Source organism: Nannocystis punicea, from assembly GCF_026965555.1.
GTDB lineage: Bacteria > Myxococcota_A > Polyangia > Nannocystales > Nannocystaceae > Nannocystis > Nannocystis punicea.
The window spans coordinates 2184066-2202121 of sequence record NZ_CP114040.1 but is presented as its reverse complement, the minus strand read 5'-3'; the positions used below and the strand labels follow the sequence as shown (position 1 = coordinate 2202121).

At 72.0% G+C, this 18056-nt stretch carries 12 protein-coding genes; 10 read left to right on the top strand and 2 right to left on the bottom strand.

The features are described from left to right. Positions 1 to 139 precede the first annotated feature (139 nt). The gene (locus tag O0S08_RS08505) at positions 140 to 586 is read right to left on the bottom strand and encodes a hypothetical protein (RefSeq protein ID WP_269038531.1); all 447 of its coding nucleotides are present in this window, start codon (positions 584 to 586) and stop codon (positions 140 to 142) included. Positions 587 to 712: 126 nt separating this feature from the next. Here O0S08_RS08505 and O0S08_RS08500 point away from each other — a divergent pair, with 126 nt between their 5' ends. The 9 genes from O0S08_RS08500 (at position 713) to O0S08_RS08460 (ending at position 13822) form a co-directional block, all read left to right on the top strand. After that, complete coding sequence (locus O0S08_RS08500) at positions 713 to 2755, top strand: M3 family metallopeptidase (RefSeq protein ID WP_269038530.1); 2043 nt, start codon at positions 713 to 715, stop codon at positions 2753 to 2755. An 82-nt stretch (positions 2756 to 2837) separates the two neighbouring features. Further along, positions 2838 to 3602 (top strand): gamma-glutamyl-gamma-aminobutyrate hydrolase family protein, encoded by a 765-nt coding sequence (locus O0S08_RS08495; protein WP_269038529.1) that lies wholly within the window; start codon positions 2838 to 2840, stop codon positions 3600 to 3602. Positions 3603 to 4664: 1062 nt separating this feature from the next. Next, entirely contained in the window at positions 4665 to 5906 is a 1242-nt protein-coding gene (locus O0S08_RS08490; protein ID WP_269038528.1) for an LNS2 domain-containing protein, read from the top strand. Then, positions 5903 to 6433, top strand: coding sequence for a hypothetical protein (locus tag O0S08_RS08485; RefSeq protein ID WP_269038527.1), 531 nt, complete (start codon positions 5903 to 5905; stop codon positions 6431 to 6433). The genes O0S08_RS08490 and O0S08_RS08485 overlap by 4 nt, the downstream gene beginning before the upstream one ends. Before the next feature lie 768 nt (positions 6434 to 7201). Next, positions 7202 to 8815, top strand: coding sequence for a hypothetical protein (locus tag O0S08_RS08480; RefSeq protein ID WP_269038526.1), 1614 nt, complete (start codon positions 7202 to 7204; stop codon positions 8813 to 8815). A gap of 38 nt (positions 8816 to 8853) precedes the next feature. Next, complete coding sequence (locus tag O0S08_RS08475) at positions 8854 to 10404, top strand: vWA domain-containing protein (RefSeq protein ID WP_269038525.1); 1551 nt, start codon at positions 8854 to 8856, stop codon at positions 10402 to 10404. Positions 10405 to 10730: 326 nt separating this feature from the next. Then, complete coding sequence (locus tag O0S08_RS08470; RefSeq protein WP_269038524.1) at positions 10731 to 12668, top strand: NAD(P)/FAD-dependent oxidoreductase; 1938 nt, start codon at positions 10731 to 10733, stop codon at positions 12666 to 12668. Positions 12669 to 12725: 57 nt separating this feature from the next. Further along, positions 12726 to 13049 (top strand): hypothetical protein, encoded by a 324-nt coding sequence (locus O0S08_RS08465; protein WP_269038523.1) that lies wholly within the window; start codon positions 12726 to 12728, stop codon positions 13047 to 13049. 107 nt (positions 13050 to 13156) lie between these two features. Then, complete coding sequence (locus tag O0S08_RS08460; protein WP_269038522.1) at positions 13157 to 13822, top strand: hypothetical protein; 666 nt, start codon at positions 13157 to 13159, stop codon at positions 13820 to 13822. Positions 13823 to 13916: 94 nt separating this feature from the next. Here the strand turns inward: O0S08_RS08460 and O0S08_RS08455 are convergent, their stop codons facing one another. After that, entirely contained in the window at positions 13917 to 15242 is a 1326-nt protein-coding gene (locus tag O0S08_RS08455; protein WP_269038521.1) for a M15 family metallopeptidase, read from the bottom strand. Between the two features lie 190 nt (positions 15243 to 15432). Here O0S08_RS08455 and O0S08_RS08450 point away from each other — a divergent pair, with 190 nt between their 5' ends. Beyond that, positions 15433 to 16635: an FG-GAP repeat domain-containing protein gene (locus O0S08_RS08450; RefSeq protein ID WP_269038520.1), complete on the top strand. Its 1203-nt coding sequence runs from the start codon at positions 15433 to 15435 to the stop codon at positions 16633 to 16635. Positions 16636 to 18056: the final 1421 nt, after the last annotated feature.

Sequence of the window (18056 nt, the reverse complement as noted above, 5' to 3'; positions counted from 1 at the left end):
CGCCCTGGCGTGATCGGCCGGCGCCCCGGCGCAGGACCGTACATGCCCCCACGGACATGCCCATCCGGACATGCCTCCAAGGACATGCCCCCAACGACTTGTCCTTCAGACCATGCCCTTCAAGACAGGCCCCTCGGCCTCAGAACCGCCCGGACACGAACCCCATCGGCCGCATCACCTTGCCGGACCCTGCCAGCGCCGCGGTGAAGAACGACAGGATGGTCGACTGCACCCCGACCCGCACCTCGGTCCCCGGCACGCGGTACTGCAGCTTCGGCTGCACCAGCCCGATCCCTGTGTCCACCCCCGGCGCCGAGAGGACCGCCAGCGAGAAGTCGGACAGACGCCGGTGCGTCGGCGTCAGCTCGAGCGCCCACACCGGCCGCAGCTCGTACTCCCAGCCGCGAAACGGCCGGCTCAGATCGATCCGCGGCACCCACATCAGGAACTTCTCCTGCTTCAGCACGAACACGCCCGCGAGGTTCCACTCGCGCGGCGGAGCGGTCAGCGGCGGAGCGGTCATCGGCGGCGCGACGATCGGCGGCGCCTGCACGAGCCACAGCACCAGCGACACGGACGTGATCACCCTCGCACGATACGCCGCACCCTGCGCCCCGGCAACTCGCGCACATCGCTCGCTCGAGGGCCCGCGCGAAGGCCCGCCGAATCATCGCGCGCGGCGGGATCTACGCACCCGTGCTATCGTCCGCACGTGACCGCCAACCCGCTCTTGCGCGTGCAGTTCCGCGTCCCCTTCGACCAGATCCGGCCCGAGCACGTCGAGCCGGCCATCGCCGAGCTCCTCGCCGACGCCCGAACCGACCTTCAGGCGATCGTCGACGCCCCCGGGCCGCGCACCTTCGACAACACCCTCGGCGCGCTCGAGGCCGTGACCGAGCGGCTCGAGTTCGCGATCACGGTCGTCGGCCACCTCGAGAGCGTCGCCACCACCCCGGAGCTGCGCGCCGCTCACAACGCGGTCCAGGGCCCGGTGGCCGAGTTCTTCGCCCAGATCCCGCTCGACGCCGGCCTGTGGCGGGTGCTGCAGGAGTTCAGCCGCACGCCCGAGGCGGCCGCGCTGACCGGCGCGCGCAAGCGGCTGCTCGAGCGCACCCTCGACGACTTCCGCCGCCAGGGCGCCGAGCTCGACCCCGCCGGCAAGGCCCGCCTCGCCGAGCTCAGCGCCGAGCTGGCGCAGATCACCACCCAGTTCTCCGAGCACGTCCTCGACGCCACCAACGCCTACGAGCTGTGGATCACCGACCCGGCCGACCTCGCCGGCCTGCCGCAGTCGGCGATCGACGCCGCGCGGGCCAGCGCCGAGGCCAAGGGCCGCCCGAGCGCCTGGCGCTTCACCCTGCAGCAGCCGAGCTTCATCCCGTTCGTCACCTACGCCGACAGCCCGAAGCTGCGCGAGGAGATCTGGCGCGCCGCCAACGTGTGCGCCGAGGACGGCCCGCACGACAACCGCGAGCTGCTGCGCCGGATCTTGCTGCTCCGCCGCGAGCAGGCCGAGCTGCTCGGCTTCCGCGACTTCGCCGACTTCGTCCTCAAGCCGCGCATGGCCAAGGACGGCGCCAGCGCCCGCGCCTTCGTCGACGGCCTGGCCGCCCGCACCGCGGCCGCCTTCGCCGCCGAGGCGCGCGACCTCCACGCCTTCCGCCAGAAGCTCGAAGGGACAGGTGCTCCGGAACCTGCTCCTTGGGACCTGGCCTATTATGCAGAGAAGCAGCGGCACGCCCTGTACGACTTCGACGACGAGGCGCTGCGCCCGTACTTCCCGGTCGAGTCGGTGCTGAAGGGCCTGTTCGAGCTGGTCGGCGACCTCTACGGCGTGCGCGTCGAGCCGGTCGAGGGCATCGAGGTCTGGCACCCCGACGTGCGCACCTACGCGGTGCGCGACGAGGGCGCGCTGCTCGGGGTATTCTACGCCGACCTGTTCCCGCGCGAGCAGAAGCGGGCCGGCGCGTGGATGAACGGGCTGGTGACCGGCCGCCCCGACGGCCGCGGCGGCCTCGGCCCGCACCTCGGGCTCATCTGCGGCAACCTGACCCCGCCGATCGGCGACCGCCCGGCGCTGCTCACCCACGACGAGGTCGAGACGATCTTCCACGAGTTCGGCCACCTGCTGCACCACCTGCTGACGCGGGTCGAGCTGCGCAGCCTGGCCGGCACCAACGTCGCCTGGGACTTCGTCGAGCTGCCGTCGCAGATCATGGAGAACTGGTGCTGGGAGCGGGCCGCCCTCGACCGCTTCGCCCGCCACGTCGACACCGGCGCGCCGATCCCCGACGACCTGGTCCAGCGCATGCTCAGCGCCCGCAACTTCCGCGCCGCCTCGGCGATGATGCGCCAGCTCAGCTTCGCCACCGTCGACCTCGAGCTGCACCGCGGCCCGCTGCCGGCCACGCCGACGGAGATCCTCGCGCGCGCCCGCGAGATCATGGGCCGCTTCACCCCCGCCCCGCTGCCGGCCGACTACGCCATGGTGTGCCGCTTCGGCCACCTGTTCTCGAGCCCGGTCGCCTACGCCGCCGGCTACTACTCGTACAAGTGGGCCGAGGTCCTCGACGCCGACGCCTTCACCCGCTTCCAGCGCGAGGGCCTGTTCAGCCGCGACGTCGGCCTCGCCTTCCGCCGCGCGATCCTCGAGCGCGGCGACAGCGACGACCCCGCCGCCCTGTTCCGCACGTTCATGGGCCGCGACCCCGACCCCGAGGCCCTGCTGCGCCGCGCCGGCCTGGCCGCCGCCTGACCTCGAGGACCTGCCCCATGCGACCTGTCCCTACCGACATGTCTCCAGGGGCATCCACCCACGCCCGCCCGTCCACACCGCCATGCGACCCGTGATCATCGGCATGTCCTGCGGGACATCCTACCCCGACCCCAACCGCGCGCTGTTCCTCGGCAAGTCGCTCGACTACGGCGAGCAGCGGCTGTCGGCCGCGCTGGCCCGCGCCGGCGCCCTGCCGTTCCTCCTGCCTGTCCTTCCGGACACGTCGATGCTGGTCGCCCTGGTCGAGCGGGTCGACGCCCTGGTGCTGAGCGGCGGCAGCGACGTCGCGCCCGGCGTCTACGGCGAGGCGCCGCTGCGCCCCGAGTGGGCCGGCGACCCGGCGCGCGACGCCTACGAGCAGGCGCTGCTGGGGGCCGCGCTGGCCCAGGGCAAGCCGGTGCTCGGCGTCTGCCGCGGCGTCCAGCTGCTCAACGCCGCCCTCGGCGGCAGCCTCTACCAGGACATCGGCTTCCAGGTCCCCGGCGCGCTGGTCCACCGCGACGCCGCGCGCTACGACGACAACGAGCACACCGTGCGCCTGCACGAGGAGTCGTGGCTGGCGCCGCTCTACGAGGCGCGGGAGATCCTCGTCAACTCGGTCCACCACCAGGCGATCAAGGCGCTCGCGCCCGGCCTGCGCGCCTGCGCCTGGGCCCCCGACGGCATCGTCGAGGCCGCGGCCGACGAGCGGCGCGACATCTACGGCGTGCAGTGGCACCCCGAGTGGCTCGACCCCGAGAGCCCCCACTACGCCCGCCGCGCCGTCGGCGACCCGATCTTCGCCGCCTTCATCGCCCGCGTCCGCGTCCGCGCCGGCCTCGGCTGAGCGCGGGTCACGGGCAGACGCAGCTCACCTGGTTGCCGCCCTCGGTCGGGGGCCGGCCGTTCGACTCGAACTCGCACGCCTCGGGGCAGGCCTCGACGAGCTCGAATTCGTGGCGGAGCACGCTCGTGCAGGCCGCGCCCGGGATGTTCTCCTCGCCCGGGCACGCCTGCCCGGCTCCCAGTCCACGGCCACCTCGAGGCTGATCCGCCCCTCCTCGACCAGCGCGATCTCGCCGAGCTCCCCGGGGCCGCGGTCGTCGCGGCAAGCGACGACGATTCGCCCGGACCCGCCGGTCATACCGGCCTGCGCGACGCACGGACCGGGAATCACTCGTCGACCCCCGAGTCGTGCGCCCGCTGGCACATTCACCGCTCGCACGCTCCGAGGTCGCCCGACGCGGTCGCCCGAGGCTCTCGCTCTCTGCGATCAGCCTGCGCGACGATCTGCGAGTCGTGCGCCCGCTGGCACATTCCTCGCTCCGGCGCTCATCGATCCCCCCGCGGTGGTCGCCCGACGCTCTCGCCCGACACTCGGCCCCCATCATCGGCCTCCCGAGCAGTGCGCCCGCTGGCACATTCCTCGCTCGCGCACTCACGCGTCGCCGAAGTGATCGCTCTGCTCTCGCTCGGCAATGCGCCCGACGCCTCGACTCGCCTCGCACCGCCTCGCGCCTGAAGTGATCGCGCTCTGCTCTCGCTCGGCAATGCGCCCGACGCCTCGCCTCGCGCCTCCCTCCGCGCGCCGCTCTCACTTTGCGATTCGCCCGACACCTCGCATCGCACCGCCTCGCTCCCTGCCTCCGCTCGCCGCTCTCACGTTGCGATTCGCCCCCGTCTCGTCTCGCACGCACCGCGCGCCGGCCGGCCACCTCCGCACGTCGCCTCCCTCGCCCACGTCGACGTCCTCCCGCGTCACCCGCGAGCGAGCACGTCGTCCCACCGACGTCCGACCCCGCCGTTCGGCCTGGGAGCCGCATTCAGGGCCTCACGGGCGAGCGCCGGCCGCGAGCCCGATCCTGCGGTCGCTGGATCTGCCGCGGCCTTTCCGATAGCCTGCGCGATCATGCGCGCGCGGCCGATCGCCCTGCTCTCGTCCTGCCTCCTCCTCCACCTCGGCTGCGGCGACGAGTCGCGGCCGAGCATGGACACCGAGACCGGAGCGCAGATCACCGTCGACACCGCCCTCACCGAGGCGGGCTCCGACAGCGACGACGCCACCGCCGCGCCGACCACCAGCGGCGGGAACTCGGGGACAGGTACCACGGGACAGGACCCCACGGGCATGTCCTCGGAGACAGCCGACATCACCACCGCCGATCCGCCGGGCACCACCACCACCGACCCGCCCGACACCACCACCGGCGGCGGCGACCCGGTCCCGGGCGCGCTGTGCGAGCCGATCCCGAAGTGCGACGCGGCGCCGCCGACGATCCCCGGGCAAGGCGCGCCCGAGAGCGACCTCTCGCGCGGGCGCGACATGTTCTACGTCGAGGGCGAGGAGCAGTGGGTGCTCGCCAAGTTCACCAAGTGGGGCTTCCCGGCCGACAAGGACATCGAGGGCAGCGCAGTGCACCTGTTCCTCGACCGCGGCTGCGCGGGGGTCTGGGAGGAGCTCGGCATCGCCATCACCACCGCCGAGGGCGAGCACGGGCCGGTGCAGGGCGTCGACGACTCCGGCGGGCGCGTCTATTACAAGATCTCCCAGTCCGACGAGCTGGAGCCGGGGCGACACCGCGTGCACGGCGTCGTCGAGGAGTTCTGGAACACCGTCGACCTCATCATCGACGTCGTCCCCGCCGGCGCGCCGATCTTCGTCAGCGACGTCGACGGCACCCTCACCACCAGCGAGAACGAGGAGGCCTGGGACTTCTTGCTCGGCGACATCCCCGACGCCAACCCGTTCGCCCCCGAGGCGCTGAGCCTGCTGGCGTCGAAGGGTTATCGCCCCATGTACCTGACCGCGCGGCCGGAGTGGCTCGACCACCGCACGCGCGAGTTCGTGGCCCTGCGCGGCTTCCCCGCCGGGATCATCCACACCACGCTCACGTACACCGGCGGCATGGGCGACACCGCCGCGGCCTACAAGTCCGGAGAATTTCAGCTACTCAAGGACAAGGGCCTCGTCCCGACCTGGCTGTTCGGCAACAAGGACAGCGACGCCGAGGCCTTCGAGTCGACCATGATCCCCACCGACCACCGCGTGCTGTTCCAGTTCACCGACGCAGTCCACGGCGCGCGGCGGATCGACAGCTACCAGGAGCTCCTGGCCGAATTCGAGGCGCTGCCCGACCTGTGTGACCGATGAAAGCCAGCACCTTCCTCGCTCTCGGGGCCATCACCCTCGGCCTGTTCGGCTACACCCTGTGTCAGCTCGGCGGGCGTTCGCCGACGCCCGAGTCCGCCGAGGTCGCCGGCGCCGCGGACGGCAAGAAGGCGAAGGACGCGCCGGGCTTCCGTCGACTCGGCGACGAACGAGACGAGCGCGCCGCCCGCGAGTCCCGCGAAGCCCTGGAGATCGCCCTGCGCAACCGCCTCGAGCGCGCGCTCGAGGCCCCCGAGGAGCTGCCGCCGCTGCCGGTCCCCAACGATCGGCTCGAGGCCGAGACCGCCTTCGAGGTCGTCATGGCCAAGATCGAGGGCCTGGCCGACAAGGGCGCCGCCCTGCCCAAGGGCCGGCGCAAGCGGCTCTACCGCGCCGCCAACGACGCCTTCGCCGCCCTGTCCGACCACCTCGACGGCCGGAACCCGCGCGACCTCGCCGCGCTCGAGGAGGCCCACGTCCGCCTCAAGGTCATGCTGCGCGAGATCGACGCCGGCCCGCCCGGCTCCTGACCGCCAGGACATGTCCTAAAATTTTTTCCCCTTCGCGCATGTTTTTAAGAACATGCCCTTGAGGCCATGCATCCGCTCGTCCGCAGTCGGGCCGCGGAGCCTGCCTTCACGCATCTTCCTTCAGGGCACCGCGGCCCGTCGCGCCAGGCCCGTGCGATCTTCCGGATCCGACAGCACACGAGACATGTCCAATAAGACATGTCCATTCGACCCCAAGGCGAGACCGCCGATCTCTGGCGGTGCGGCGGTCTCACGGCCCGGACCCTCCCGCCTGGCGGTCGCGGAACAGCCCGGCCTTGCTCTTGATCTTCATTCATCGCAGAGCACCTCCGCGAGAGCACCCCATCACCGCCCTCCGGCAGGCTTTGCGCCGCGTTTCCGCGCCGGCCGGGCCCCGGCGCGCCGGAGCGCCGCGGGCTGCGACCCGCCGGGCGCGGGAGTCCGACCTCGGCGACGCCCGCTCGCGGCGCGACTCGACCGCCGAGTCCCGGTCCACATCCAGAGCTGGAGGCTGCGCGGCCGCGCCCTCTTTTTTAAAAATTCTCGCCCCCGCAATTTTTCCCCCGGCTGCGGCGACTCCACGCCAGGACGGTGACGCCCATCATGCCCCGCGCTGCGAACACCTCGTCGACCGCGGCCCCCCCTGACAGGGGTGCCATGGTGACGCTCGCAACGTGCGGCTCGGGCCCCCCTCGACCTGACCGTGGGGGCGTCCTATCATCGCGAGACCGGCGCGTGGCCGGTCGATTGCATAGGGATGACGCCGCCATGACCCGACGCTGGCTCGACGTAGTGTTCTCTTCACGCCCCGAGCTGCGCCCAGCGCGTGCGCTGCTCTCGCCGACCTGGCTCGGCGCCCTCGCCGTCCTCGGCCTCAACGACCACCTGCTGAAGGGCGCGGGCCTCTTGCCGGGCGACCTCACCGGCAAGCTCAGCGACCTCGCCGGCATGATCGTCGCCCCCGCCCTGCTCGCCGCCCTGCTCGGCGTCCGCAGCCGCCGCGGCCTGCTCCACTGTCACATCGCCGTCGGCCTGGTGTTCGCCCTCATCAACCTCTCGCCCGCCTGCGCCGACGCGTGGAGCTGGCTGATGGGCCTCGTCGGCTTCCCGTGGACGATCACCGTCGACCCGACCGACCTGCTCGCCCTCCCCGTCCTCGCCCTCGGCTGGCGGGTCCTGGTCCCGGCGATGCGGCCCGAGGCTCGACCTGTCTCTTCGGTCATCCTCTCGCGCTGGCCCACGCGCCCCGAGTTCGGGGCCGCCGCGCTCGGCTCGCTGCTGTGCGTCGCCACCAGCGACACCAGCGACGGCGACGACCGGGGCGACGGGGGCCAGCTGCTCTACGAGGACTTCGAGGGCGACGTGTACCTGCACAACAGCGACGCCGAGCGCGAGCTGGTCGTCCGCGTGCGCGACCTCCGGCCGGAGATCGAGATCGACTGCTTCAACGTCCAGAGCAAGCCCGGCGTGCTGTTCTCCGAGGCCCTGTTCGGCGACGGGGAGACCTGGTCGATCCCCCCCGGCGCCAACGTCCCGGCGCGCGACGTCGACGGCGTCAACCGCCAGTGCTACGCGGTCCTGCTCACCAGCGACAGCATCGCGCCGACCGTCCTGTTCTGGGACCGCAACGACATCACGGTCCAGTGGATCCCCGGCCAGCACGACGACACGGGCCAGTACCTCGACGGCGCAGTCGTCCTCAGCGCCGACGAGGACGGCCGGGCCGCGATCGCCGACTCGGAGTCGCCGATCGTCTTCCCGCAGCGCGACCCCGGCGAGAACGCCTACATCCCCGGCGACGACGCCCTGCGCGTGGCGTGGAGCCTCCCGCCCAGCGGCGTCCACCGGATCACCGAGCTCGAGCTCGGCAGCGACGGCTGCGCCGCCTTCGACCTCGACGACGGCCTGCTGCCGCGCTTCTACTTCTGCACCCCGCTGACCGAGCTCCCGTTCGCGGCCGGGCAGTACGTCTCGGTCGAGGATCAAGGCGACCTGCTCGTGCTCTCGCGCGCCGCCGACCCCAGCGATCCGACCCCCGTCAGCCAGGTGCAGGTGGCCGCCTCGCGCGGCAACAACCTGCCGAACATCAGCGGCGCCACGATCGCGGCCAAGCCGGTGTTCGACACCGAGCTCGGCCCTGAGCTCGCCTGCGGCACCGTCGCCCAGCCGCAGGAGTTCAGCGCCGAGTTCGGCGGCGAGATCGTCCGCTTCCGCCCCGGCGAGACGGTCGAGCTCGACGACGGCGACCACCACCTCACCATCCACGGCGTCCACGCCGAGCGGCGCGTCATCCTCGCGCCCGACTGCGCCGAGGGGCCCGACACTCTCGGCGACGACCTCGAGCTCGTCTACGTGTGGACCGCCTCGCAGCAGCAGCCCTGACCCTTACTATCTGTCCTAAACTACAGGAACCAAGAGCCATGTCACGCCTCGACCTCCGCCTCGGCCTCTCTCTCCTGCTCCTCGCGCCCGCCTGCGGCGACGACGGCGGCTCCGCGGCCGCCGGCGACACCGGCGGCCAGGACGGCGGCAGCCTCGGCGCCGGCCAGGGCGGCGCCCAGGACTTCGGCCAGTTCAAGCAGATCCTCGAGCAGGGCGAGATCCCCGGGCCCGAGACCCTCGACGACGTCGGCTTCTTCAACGAGCACAAGATCGACCTGCCCGCCGCCACCTGCGCCGGCGACGTCTGTCTCCACGGCCTCTACGGCGAGATGGGCAACATGATCTCCGGCTCGAATTGCATCACCGTCCTCATCGGCCTCAACACCGCGATCGACGTCAAGAAGCTCGAGCGCCCGCCGCTCAACCTCGCCCTCGTCATCGACAGCAGCGGCTCGATGGAGGGCGAGCCGATGCAGTACGTCCGCGAGGGCCTGCTGCGCATGGTCGACGCCCTCGATCCCAGCGACCGCATCACCCTCGTCGACTTCGACTCCAGCGCCACCGTCAAGGTCGAGTACATCACCGGCAGCGACCCCGCCCTGGTCCAGGCGATCGACGAGCTCGTGGCCGACGGCGGCACCAACCTCTACGACGGCCTGCGCACCGGCTTCGAGCTCATGGCCGCCCACGCCGACCCCGGCCGGCAGAACCGCGTCGTCTTCCTGTCCGACGGCGTCGCCACCGAGGGCATCACCAACGACGCCAAGATCCTCGCCATGGCCAGGGGCTACAGCGAGCAGGGCTACGGCCTTACCACCATCGGCGTCGGCGCCGACTTCGACGTCGCCCTCATGCGCACCCTGTCCGAGCAGGGCAGCGGCGCCTTCTACTTCCTCGAGGATCCCGCTGCGGTCCAGGAGGTCTTCGTCGAGGAGGTCACCGCCTTCCTCGTCCCGCTCGCCGAGGACGTCACGATCACCGCCGACATCGTCGACAACTACATCCTCCGCGCCGTCCGCGGCACCAAGCTCTCCACCGTCGAGGGCAACCACGGCGCCATCGAGATCCCCAACCTGCAGCTCGCCCACCGCGAGACCGTCGACGACCACGAGGACGGCCGGCGCGGCGGCGGCGGAGCGATCCTCCTCGAACTGCTGCCGCGCAACGGTCAGCCGCGCGTCGCCGACGTCGGCGAGCTCAAGCTGCGCTACCGCCACCCCGTCGACAAGCAGTACATCGAGGAGGTCGCGCCCATCCGCACCACCGTCGATCCCAGCGAGATCGACCCCGAGCAGGGCACCTTCGACAACCCCAGCAGCGAGAAGGGGTTCGTCATGCTCAACATCTACGTCGGCTTCGACATGGCGGCCACCCGCGCCGCCCAGGGCGACCTACTCGGCGCCCTCAATATCCTCGACAGCCTCGACGGCGCCGTCGACGGCTGGCTCGTCGACCACCCGGACTTCGACATCGAAGACGACCTCAAGTACATCCGCATGTTCGCCGACAACCTCGTCGCCGCCGGCGCCACGCAGGACCCCGACATGCCCAACCCCGCGCCGCTCCCCGAGCCCTGGCCCGAGGACTGATTTTTTCTTCATCTTCGCGGAGCCGTCCTGATCGACGCCGCGATCGACGTCGGCGAGGTCGAGCCCTCGACCTCGCCCCACGCCGGCGAGTCGATGCAGCGCGTCCGCGGGGCCTGCTGCGCGCAGGTTCGCCGACGACCTCGTCGCCTCACTCGCCGCGGCGCGAGCCCTGGCCGAGCGACGGAGCCGACCTGTCCTCAGGGAAATGTGCGTTCGCCGCCGCCAGGCCGAGCGCCTCTGCGACGCGGGCGTAGTCGCGCGATCGGCGGGCGTTCGCGGGCGAGTGACAGTCGGCCGGCAATTTGGCGACACTCTGGCCCGCGCCCATGGTCCCCGCCGATCGCCACCGTCTGACCAACCTTCCTCTCGGGCGCAAGCTGATGACCTCGGCCGCCCTGCTCCTGGGTCTCGGCCTGTTCTTCGGCGGCTGGATCGTCAGCGTCCACCTCACGAAGTGGCAGACCTCGACGGTCGCGCTGTTCCAGTGGGGCGAGCGGCTCGAGATCTTGCGCTCGCGCCACTCGGACATCTTCTGGGTGCTGTTCCTCGGCCACGCGGTCTCGCTGGCGCTGGTAGCCATCGTCTCCGCCTTCCTGCTGCGGCGGGTCGCCCTGGCCCGCGGCGCCCGCAAGGCGTTGATCGGCGGCCTCGTCATCCTCGGCGTGCTCGACCTCGCCTGCTGGCTGCTCCTGCCGATGTGGGGCAACGCCTCGGTGCTGCTCGGCGGCGCCATCATCCTCGAGTCGATCCTGCTGCTGTACGTGGCCCTCCACCCGCTGCGCGACATGTGGATCTACCGCCGCTGGAACGGCACGGGCGGCCCGCCGGTGCGCGTCGCCATCGTCGGCGGCGGCTTCGCCGGCCTCTACACCGCGCTGCACCTCGACCGCCGGCTCGGCTACCACAAGGACCTGCAGATCACCGTCATCGATCGCCGCAACTACTTCCTGTTCCCGCCGCTCCTGCCGAGCGTCGCCGCCGGCTCGATCGAGACCCGCCAGGTCACCTACCCCTTCCGCCGGATCTTCGAGGCCGCCAACGTCACCTTCAAGAAGGAGAGCGTCGAGGCCATCGACCTCGACAAGAAGGTCATCCGCGCCCGGGTCGACGTCGACGACGACCCGGTCACCGGCGAGCCCCAGGTCATCTGGTGCGAGACGCACTACGACATCCTCGTCCTCTGCCCCGGCTCCGACACCAACACCTTCAACACGCCGGGGGTCAAGGAGCACGCCTTCTTCATGCGCGAGCTCGGCGACGCGATCGCCGTCCGCAACCACATCATCGACAACTTCGAGCGGGCCGCGCGTGAGACCGACGCCGACCGCCGGCGCGAGCAGCTGACCTTCGTCGTCGTCGGCGCCGGGCCGACCGGGGTCGAGCTGGCGGCCGAGGTCCGCGACCTCATCGATCACATCCTGATGAGCCGCTACCCCGAGCTCGACCCCGCCGAGGTCAGCGTGGTCATGATCCAGGCCGGCGACCAGATCTTGCCCGGCTGGCACAAGACCGTGGTCGGCAGCGCCGAGGGCCGGCTGCGGAAGCTGCGGGTCGAGCTCCGCCTGGGCCGCCGCGTCGTCAACGTCACCCCGTTCGCCGTCACCCTCGACGACGGCACCAAGATCGCCACGCGCACCTGTGTGTGGTGCGCCGGCGTCAAGCCGTCGCCGCTGCTCGCGGCGTGCAACCTGCCGCTGCACCGGTCCGGCCGCGTCGAGATCGGCGACGACCTGCGGGTGAAGGGCCGCGACGACATGTTCGTGCTCGGCGACGCCGCCTTCCTGCTCCACCAGGGCGCCCCGCTGCCGCCGCTCGGCCAGGTCGCGTTCCAGCAGGGTCAGCACGCCGCCACCAACATCGACCTGCTGATCCGCAAGCAGCCGACGAAGCCGTTCAAGTACTTCAACTTCGGCGCGCTGGTCTCGGTCGGCGACAAGTTCGCCGCCATCGACCTGTTCGGCGTGCGCATGTCGGGCTTCGTCGCCTGGTGGGTGTGGCGCACGCTCTACCTCGCCAAGCTGGTCGGCTTCGGCAACAAGGTCCGCGTCGTCCTCGACTGGACCCTCGACCTCATCGTCGAGCGATCGATCTCCCAGATCGCCGCCGACCGGCAGGACTTCTCCGGCAACAAGTTCGCCGAGAACGCCCCGCTGGCCGCGCGCCCGCGCCCGCAGGACGGTCTGCCTGACGGATTGTCAGCGCCGCCGCCGGCCGACGTGCCAAAGCAACACGCGCCAGCCCGCCAGCCCGCGGCCCAGGCCTGAATTGCCGGCCGCCTCGCGCGAGCAGCCGCTGGCATCGCCCTTGCTCAAGGGTGAGGCATGGTCCTCGCGCGCTCCGTCCTCGCCGTCACGCTCCTCTCCGGCCCGGTCGCCCACGCAGCTGCGCCCGCGGCCAGGCGCCCGCCCGTCCGCTCCGCGGCCTCGACCGACGGCGTCGTCGCCGCGCGGATCCCGGTCGCCTACCAGGACGTCCGCTCGCTCGCATCTGTCCTGAAGGACATCTTCGACGTCCGCCCCGACCGCGGTGACGTGCGGGCGATCCTCCACGACGGCCGCGACGCGACCCTCATCGTGTTCGCAACTCCGGCCGGTCACGCCGACGTCCGCCGCGTCCTCGCCGACCTGCTCGCCGGCACCCCCTGATCCTCCGCGCGCGGCTCGTCCCGGCCGCTCGCCTCCTCGACCCTCTTCACGGCCGACCCCAGCCGGCCCGCGCTCCGAAACTGACCCGACCCAAAGGACATGTCCTCATGCGCAGCTTCCTCCGCACCCTCGCCTTCCCGATCGCCTGCGCCTTCACCGGCGCCGCCGCGGCCCTCTTCGTCGTCTCGCTGAACCAGGCCCCGCCGCCCGCGTGCTCCGAGGCGCCGACGATCCACATCCGGCACGAGATGACCCCGATCGCCCCGCCGGCTCCCCCGGCCCCGACGGTGGCCCCGATCGCCATCATCCACCCGCCCGTCGCCGTGCCCGCGCCCGCGCACCCGCTTGTCGGGCCGCAGCTGGCGATCCCCGACGACTCGGTGCGCTGCGTCGAGGCCGGGCGCTGCGTGGTCGACCTCGGCTTCTATCAGACGCTGCGCCACAACCCGTTCCTCCTGCGCAACGAGGCGCGGATCTTGCCGTCCCTCAAGGACGGCCAGATGCGCGGCCTCAAGTTCTACGCCATCCGCTCCGGCAGCCTGCCGAACGTGCTCGGGCTCAAGAACGGCGACCTGCTGACCGCCGTCAACGGCGTCCCCATCAACCGCGAGGGCGGGATGTCGATCGCCGAGACGCTGGTGGAGCTCATCCGCGATCGCGAGCGCCCGATCATCCGCCTGGAGATCGAGCGCAAGGGCCAGCCTGTGGCGGTCGCCATCGACGTCGCCTCGCTGAAGGACGAGGTGCGCAAGCGCGACGTCAGCTCGCCCTGACGCGCAAGCGCGCACGGGCATGTCTTTCGCGGCATGCCCGAACGAGCACGTTCTCATGGACATGTCCTCGATGACATGTCCACAAGGCCACCCATCACCCGCGCCGTCGCCTGCGCCCGAGCAGCCCGAGGACGGCCAGCCACCACGCGCCCGCCGGCGCCGAGCTGCGGCAGCCGCAGCCCTCGTCGCCGGCCACGCCCGCGGTCCCGCTCGCGCTCGCGCCCGCGCTCGCGCCGTGGCTGGCCGAACCCGACCCCTCGTCCTCGCCGGTCGACGTCGCGTCGCCGGACTCGCCGCTGCCCGACTCGCCGCCGCTCTCGCCCGCGCCCGACGTCCCCGTCGAGCTCGGGCCCGGCGGCGGCGGCAACGGAGGAGGTGTCGGCGGCGGCAGCGGCGGGGCCGGGTTGACCGCCAGCACGCGCACCTCGAGCTGGTCGTCGGGCGGGCCGCCGCCGAGCGGCTTGTCGGCGAACCACGTCGTCCCCTCCTGCACCAGCGAGAAGGTCTGGAACACCTCGCCGGGGGCCGACGCGCACAGGCGGAACTCGAACCGGCCGACGGCCCCGGGCGCGACCTCGCCGGCGGTGGCGACCCGCATCGGCGACAGCCACGTCGCCGGATCGTGCAGCGACGACGGCTGGTCGCGCGGGGTCGGGGCCAGCCGCGTGTCGCCGTTCCAGGCCGCGTCGCCGGTGTTCCGCAGATCGATCCACGCGTCGATGCACTCGCCGACGATCAGCAGCACCGGCGGCTGCGAGGCCAGCGGGAACGACTGCCCGGCGTACTCGGCCCGGTAGTCCGGCGTCCCGCACGGCCCGTTCGTCGCCGGCCCGCCGCCCCACCACTCCCAGTGCCAGTCCTCGCTCGGCACCGTCGCCTCGAACCCGAACTCGTCGCCGTGCGCCTCGAGCCACGCGAGCACCCCGGCCGCCGCGGTGTTGAGGTCGAGCGCGTGGCCGCTCTGGTGATTGCTGTAACCTGGCTTGGCGGCCAGGTTGCAGTTGTTGCAATTGCAGTTGATGTAGCAGTTGTAGAGGTACTGCTGCTCGGCCATCGTGCGGAAGCCGCTGACGACCTTGATGCCGACGCCGTCGGCCGCGGCGGCCTGCTGCATCGCGTGGTAGGCGTTGGCGGTCTCGACCTCGACCGGCTTGCCGTCGACGGTGACGACGGTGATCGTGAACGCGTCGCCCTGGACGTAGCCGACGTCCTCGTGCTCGTCGCAGTCGACTGCGTACGTCGGCGTCAGCGAGCCGTCGAAATAGACCGGGTCGTCGGGCTCCGGCTCGTGCGGCCCGGCGTGCTCCGGCGCCGGCGCGCCGGCGAAATCATCCGCCCCCGCGTGCGGCCCAGCCCACGCCGGACCTGCGAGCATGATCGAACCGAGCGCGACGCTGACCATCCATGGTGCTTCGTGCATTTCCGCCCCCTCATACCGCTATTAGCCCCGGCCTCGCGGGCACGCAAGTCCTCCTTCTCGCCGGTGTGGGGCGAGCGTAACGTCGGGGCCCGTGACCGACACACTCGACGTCGCCCCCGCGTCTCCCTGGTCGCCCGACCTCTCCAGGCGCGGCGTAAGCGTGCCCGCGGCGCGAGCGTTTCGCCGGCCGATGTCCGCCCCTCGCTCGGTGTCTCGCGTCCTCGGCCTCGGTCTCCTCCTGTGCGACCTCCTCGCCTGCGCTCCGACGATCCGGACTCCGCTCAAGCAGGCCCTCCCCTCGGTGACGGGCGACAACACAGTCGCCCCCGGCCCCTGCCTCGGCGAGCCGGCGCGCATCGATCTCGGCGGCCCGGCCGTCAGCGGCGCCCTTGCCGACCTCGACGGCGACGGCGTCAAGGACCTCGCCCTCGCGGTCGCGGGCCCCGGCGGCGGCGCGGCGGTGTTCTTCCTTCACGACGGCCAGGGCGGCCTCAAACAGTCGATGCGCGTGCCGATCCCGCAGACCCCCACGGCGATCGCGGCGGGCGACTTCAACAACGACGGCCTCGACGACCTGGTGATCGGCGCCGACGATCCGCCCGCGCTGCACGTGCTGCTGGCCCGCGGCCGCGGAGAGTTCATCGCCGGCGCGACGCCGCTGCACTCGACCCCCGCCGCGCTGTGGGTGGCGCGGCTCGACGGCAACGACACCGCCGATCTGCTCGCGCTCGACGAGGGCGGCAAGGCCGTCCGCGCCCTGCTCGGCGACGGCCACGGCGAGCTGACCGAGGGCAAGCGCAGCGGCCTGCCGACCGCCGCCCAGCCGGCCGCGCTGACCCTCGTCGACGCCGACCGCGACCAGATCCTCGACCTGGCTGTCCTCGGGGACAGCCGCCGCGACGCCGCGATCACGCTCGTCCGCGGCGACGGCCGCGGCAATTTTTCGCAAGTGCTGCAGCGGCGGGTGGTCGGCAGCGGCGCGCGAGCGCTGCTCGGCGCGCCGCTGGCGGGCGACGACGGCCACGACCTGGTCGCGCTGGTCGACGGCGCGGGCCCGGGCGCCGGCAGCCCGGTCGCGGCGGTGCTGGTGAACAACGGCCCGGTCGAGTACTCGGCCGTCGGCTACTTCGTCCCCGGCCCGCTCGGCGACGCCACGCTCGCCGACCTCGACCTCGACGGGGACCTCGACCTCGTCGCCGCGGCCGCCGACGGCGGCGCCGTCCACGTCGTCCCCGGCGACGGCCGCGGCGGCTTCGGCCCCGCCCAGTCCCGCCGCGCCGCCGGCCTCGGCGCCTCCGTCGTCGTCCTCGACGGCGCCCGCCCCACGGTCCTCAGCTTCGGCCCCGGCTCGCAGCAGCTGCACGCGTTCGCAGTGACCCGCTGCAGCAGCTGAGCGCCGGCGACATGGCCTCGTGAGCACGCTCGAACGAGCACTGTCACTCTCGTCGGCCTCGACGGCGCGGTCCTCGGCTCCGTCCCCGGCTCGCAGCAGCTGCACGCGTCCGCGGCTGCAGCGGCCGAGCGCCCGCGACATGTCCTCGTGAGCATGCTCGATCGAGCATTGTCACTCTCGTCGGTCTCGACGGCGCGGTCCTCGGCTTCCGCCCCGGCTCGCAGCAGCTGCACGCGGCTGAGCACCGGCGACATGTCCTCGTGAGCATGCTCGATCGAGCATTGTCACTCTCGTCGGTCTCGACGGCGCGGTCCTCGGCTTCCGCCCCGGCTCGCAGCAGCTGCACGCGTCCGCAGGGACCGCAGCGGCCGAGCGCCGGCGACATGTCCTCGTGAGCATGCTCGATCGAGCATTGTCACTCTCGTCGGTCTCGACGGCGCGGTCCTCGGCTTCCGCCCCGGCTCGCAGCAGCTGCACGCGTCCGCAGGGACCGCAGCGGCCGAGCGCCGGCGACATGTCCTCGTGAGCATGCTCGATCGAGCATTGTCACTCTCGTCGGTCTCGACGGCGCGGTCCTCGGCTTCCGCCCCGGCTCGCAGCAGCTGCACGCGGCTGAGCACCGGCGACATGTCCTCGTGAGCATGCTCGATCGAGCATTGTCACTCTCGTCGGTCTCGACGGCGCGGTCCTCGGCTTCCGCCCCGGCTCGCAGCAGCTGCACGCGTCCGCAGGGACCGCAGCGGCCGAGCGCCGGCGACATGTCCTCGTGAGCATGCTCGATCGAGCATTGTCACTCTCGTCGGCCTCGACGGCGCGGTCCTCGGCTCCGTCCCCGGCTCGCAGCAGCTGCACGCGTCCGCAGTGGCCGCTGCAGCGGCCGAGCGCCCGCGACATGTCCTCGTGAGCATGCTCGATCGATCATTGTCACTCTCGTCGGTCTCGACGGCGCGGTCCTCGGCTTCCGCCCCGGCTCGCAGCAGCTGCACGCGGCTGAGCACCGGCGACATGTCCTCGTGAGCATGCTCGATCGTTCATTTTCCTCAAGACATGTCTTTATAAACATGTCCAATCACGCTTGCACCGACGCGCGGACCACCGCGCGCCGAGGCCGCGCTGCAACGACATGGGCCGCGCGGCGCCGATCCTGCACTCCCGGGCCGCCTCGGGGTCCGCGCAGTCGCTGTCGTGCGACACCGCCAGGTCGATCGCGCCTGTGCGCAGGCACTGCTCGCGCACAGGGCTGTTCTCGCGCCCGACGGCCGCGAAGCCGGCGTGCGCCGCGGATCTACGCGCAGTTCCGATCACGAAGGCCGCGGGGACACGTCGAGCTCGTGACGCGCGCAGGGCTCCGCGCAGCGCCGCGAACGCCGGCGTGGTTCGCAGGCCGCGTCCCCCGACCCCACGCGCACGCCGTCTCCGCC